This window comes from Methylobacterium sp. E-046, assembly GCF_022829625.1.
Lineage (GTDB): Bacteria > Pseudomonadota > Alphaproteobacteria > Rhizobiales > Beijerinckiaceae > Methylobacterium > Methylobacterium longum.
The window spans coordinates 1-3301 of the sequence record NZ_JAKSYP010000086.1; the positions used below are offsets into that span (position 1 = coordinate 1).

General features: G+C 66.1%; 6 protein-coding genes. 4 read left to right on the plus strand and 2 right to left on the minus strand.

The features are described from left to right. Positions 1-34: 34 nt before the first annotated feature. A complete protein-coding gene (locus MKK82_RS07190) occupies positions 35-427 on the minus strand; it encodes a type II toxin-antitoxin system VapC family toxin (RefSeq protein ID WP_243985135.1) in 393 nt (130 codons plus the stop codon). Continuing rightward, the gene (locus tag MKK82_RS07195) at positions 417-731 is read right to left on the minus strand and encodes an AbrB/MazE/SpoVT family DNA-binding domain-containing protein (RefSeq protein WP_243985137.1); all 315 of its coding nucleotides are present in this window, start codon (positions 729-731) and stop codon (positions 417-419) included. The genes MKK82_RS07190 and MKK82_RS07195 overlap by 11 nt, the downstream gene beginning before the upstream one ends. Positions 732-1032: 301 nt before the next feature. On the opposite strand from MKK82_RS07195, the gene MKK82_RS07200 reads away from it, so the two are divergent. The 4 genes from MKK82_RS07200 to MKK82_RS07215 all read left to right on the plus strand — a co-directional run bounded on the left by MKK82_RS07200 (position 1033) and on the right by MKK82_RS07215 (position 3250). Then, positions 1033-1626 carry a recombinase family protein gene (locus MKK82_RS07200; RefSeq protein ID WP_243985139.1) on the plus strand — a complete coding sequence of 198 codons (594 nt, stop codon included), beginning with the start codon at positions 1033-1035 and terminating at the stop codon, positions 1624-1626. A gap of 109 nt (positions 1627-1735) precedes the next feature. Next, a complete protein-coding gene (locus MKK82_RS07205) occupies positions 1736-2212 on the plus strand; it encodes a hypothetical protein (RefSeq protein ID WP_243985141.1) in 477 nt (158 codons plus the stop codon). 227 nt (positions 2213-2439) lie between these two features. Further along, complete coding sequence (locus MKK82_RS07210) at positions 2440-2943, plus strand: hypothetical protein (RefSeq protein WP_243985142.1); 504 nt, start codon at positions 2440-2442, stop codon at positions 2941-2943. Beyond that, entirely contained in the window at positions 2894-3250 is a 357-nt protein-coding gene (locus MKK82_RS07215; protein WP_243985144.1) for a hypothetical protein, read from the plus strand. The genes MKK82_RS07210 and MKK82_RS07215 overlap by 50 nt, the downstream gene beginning before the upstream one ends. Positions 3251-3301: the final 51 nt, after the last annotated feature.

The following is a 3301-nucleotide window of genomic DNA, read 5'->3' on the forward strand; positions in this document are numbered from 1 at the left end:
CGGGTAAACGCTGCATCTGGCTACTCGCCAGACTTCAGCGGATGAGCTGAACCTCGACGCCAGCACCTGCAGCGATCTCCTGCCAAGCGGCGTCCGCGGTGACAGCGACGGCATTGGAGCGGGCAGCGAGCGCCAGACAGAGCCGGTCCCCAATCCCGAGTCCTTTCGACCTGGTCAGCGGCTCCAGCAGTGCTGCGCGAATGCAGAGGTCGTCGTCAGCGGGGGTGAGCGGAAACACCAAGCCGTTTCGCAAAGCGCGCACAGCCGCCTCGTCCGCTCCATTGCGGACCAGCCAACCGGCGACCTCGCCGAAATTTACAGTCGTCATCATGGCTGTGCCGGTGAACGCCTCTAGCACCTGCTCCCACCCGGGTTCCCGGCGGAGGTAGGCGAGCAACGCCGAAGCATCGAGGACGCTACGCGCCACGATCGAGCTCCGTCGCGGATGGGGCAGCCAGATCGTTCGTGTCCGCAGACGTGCCCTCTTCCCTGGCAGCCTCTGCACGCCGCGCCGTGAGAAAAGCGCTCACCGAGGCGCCGTCGCCGGACAGGAAGGAGGAGGTCTGCGCTTGAAGCTCGGCCATGGCGGAAGCGACGGAGCGCACCCGAAGCTCACCGTCCATTAGGGTCAACACGACGGGTCCCCCGGACTCCAGGTTGAGGGCCTTACGCGCCTGAGCTGGAATGATCAGACGACCACCAGCATCGATCTTGGAAAGCGTCGCGTTCATGACATCCTGATGCGATCAGCTCAAAAACATGCGTCTGCCTGATGAAAGGCGCTAGCCGCCGACTCATCCGGTGCCGTTGATCAGACATACGGCATCTCGGTCATATACGCCATGAAACGGCGATTTGGCAGTTCCACCAGGAGTGGCTGACCTGCCGTCCCACGGTGGGCAGATCGCCCGCGGAGTTCTGGCCGAAACCGAACGGTTTCGGCCACCGGCGGGGGATCTGGCCGAAACATAGGCTTGCGATGGTTTCGGCCAGCATTTAGTTTCGGCCATCGCTTTCGACCAGATTTCAGCCATGCCTCGCACCTTCGCCTACCTCCGCGTGTCCACCCTCGGGCAGACCACCGACAATCAACGTCAGGAGATCGCAGCCGCGGGCTTCCAGGTCGAGACTAAGCGGGTGATCACCGAGACGGTGTCGGGCAGCGTCGCGACCTCGCAGCGCCGCGGCTTCGTCCGCCTGCTCGATCGGCTCGAGGACGGCGACGTCCTCGTCGTAACCAAACTCGACCGGTTGGGCCGCAACGCGATGGATGTCGGCGGGACGGTCGCGCAGTTGGCCAAGATCGGCGTGCGCGTCCACTGCCTCGCTCTCGGCGGCGTCGACCTGACCAGTTCGACCGGCAAGCTCACCATGGGCGTGATCAACGCGGTCGCCGAGTTCGAGCGTGATCTGCTAATCGAACGCACGCAGGCAGGTCTGGCGCGCGCCCGTGCCGAAGGCAAAGCCATCGGACGTCCCGCGAGCCTGAGCGAGGAGCGACGCCGTCTGGTCGAGCAGCGACTGCGCGAGGGCCAAGGCGCCTCGGCGATCGCGCGAGAACTCAAGGCGAGCCGAGCCACGATCCGGCGGGTGCAAGCCGCGCTACGTCAGTCCGAGGTCTCGTGAGACCCTCGCCTGGAACGGTCGAGCGGCGTGTCCTTCCTGCTCTATCCAGCCATCGCAGTCTGGTTATCGAGCGAGAGCGAAGGATCTCATGGGGGCGAAGCTGCCCGACGTGACTGACAGACCGATTACCCAGCGCCAGCTCGCCGCCTCCCTGCTCGCGGCCACGCACATCGCCGAGCGGCACGCGATCGCGGCCTTCATCGCCGACGCGGCGACGCGGCCAGCGCCCAATCCCTTTGCGCAGACCAGCGCCGGGGCCGTGCGCCAAGTCTGGCGGCAGCGCGCCGCCGAGTTCCAGTCGTTCGCCATCGCGACGGCGGGACTGCCCTGCCTGCTGACCGCCCTGTCCGGTCTGAGCGTGGATGAGGCGCTGGTGCAGGAGATCCTGCGCGCCGGACCGCACACGGCGAATGTGTTCCACCGGGGCGACGGCTGCCGGATCGTCGGAGCGGTGCTCTACGGCAAGCCGGGCGTCAGTCTGCCGGCGACCCCCACGTCGGGATCCAGGCGGCGGGCCCTCCGTCCGCCCGCACGTAGCCGCCGCGCAGCCGGACAGCTCGACCTATTCGGGTCCGTCGGTGTCTGACGTCCTCTTACGGCATGCTCATACCGACTGGCCTATTGATCTTGCAGCACCTCTAGGGACGCTCGTCCCTGGCCGCGCACCCGAGGTGCACAGGTGTGCACACTGCTTTTGACCTCGTTTACCAGCATCATCAGGCGCTGGACGTTGCTGGGTCTTGCTGTGAGATGCTGGCAATTGTCGTGATCGCGTTCGTTTGAGCTTTATCCGGCGTGGGTTACCGACAGCCCATGGTGCGGGCGGAACTCGATGGTTGGGCTAGGGACTTCGCCGCCGATCACGGCTGCGAGGACGTCACCGTCCCGTTCGACCGGGTCGTGCTCCGGCATCTGCCCCGCATCGAGGTGTTTCTCACCCGTGGCCTGACCTTCACCGTCCTGGCGCACGCGATCACCCGCGCCGGCGTTCAGCGCAAGGATGGCCGAGCGTACTCGGACAAGCAGCTCAACACAGCCGTGCGGCGGGCGAGGTACCAGGCGAGCATGACCTCACCGTCGCCGCTGCCTCGATCCCCGCCGGTGGCTGCGCCGCGCGCGACCACCGAGGTCGTGTCGCGGCGGCTGAGAGACCGAGCCGCGGCGACACCGACGCCGCGGCCGACGATCCAGTCCACCTCCGACCTCACCCAGCCCTCGCCAGATCGCACAGCGCCTCCCGTCGCCGACCCCGATAAGGAGCTCTCCAGTGAAGACATCCGCGCTGCTCTCCAACGAATTCGGCGAGCCGATCCATGACTTCTATCTCGCCTTCAGCGCGGCGCCCGGGCCGGATGGAGCCGGTGAACCTGACCACATCGCCAGCGCGCTGATCGTCGAGGGCGTAGCGCAGGCTCCGTCGATCATGCCCGTGCATGACTTCCTGCAACCCGTCCACCGACCGTTTGCGATCGAGATCGACGACGTCATCTACCTCAACACCGACTGTCGCTATGGAGAGGATGCGCTAACGGCGATCAAGCTGTCAAAAGGCGTTGGAACGGGACCCCGGATCGGCATGCAATTGGGACCCCTTCGCAAGCTAGGTGCGGTGCGGCTGAGCTGATCCGACGTCCAGCTTTCGCGGCGTAGGCGCTGGCCTCAGACGCGGTTCTTG

Coding starts and splice junctions, on each gene's coding strand:
- MKK82_RS07195 (WP_243985137.1), bottom strand. CDS start 731: ATGAACGCGACGCTTTCCAAGATCGATGCTGGTGGTCGTCTGATCATT.
- MKK82_RS07200 (WP_243985139.1), top strand. CDS start 1,033: ATGCCTCGCACCTTCGCCTACCTCCGCGTGTCCACCCTCGGGCAGACC.
- MKK82_RS07210 (WP_243985142.1), top strand. CDS start 2,440: ATGGTGCGGGCGGAACTCGATGGTTGGGCTAGGGACTTCGCCGCCGAT.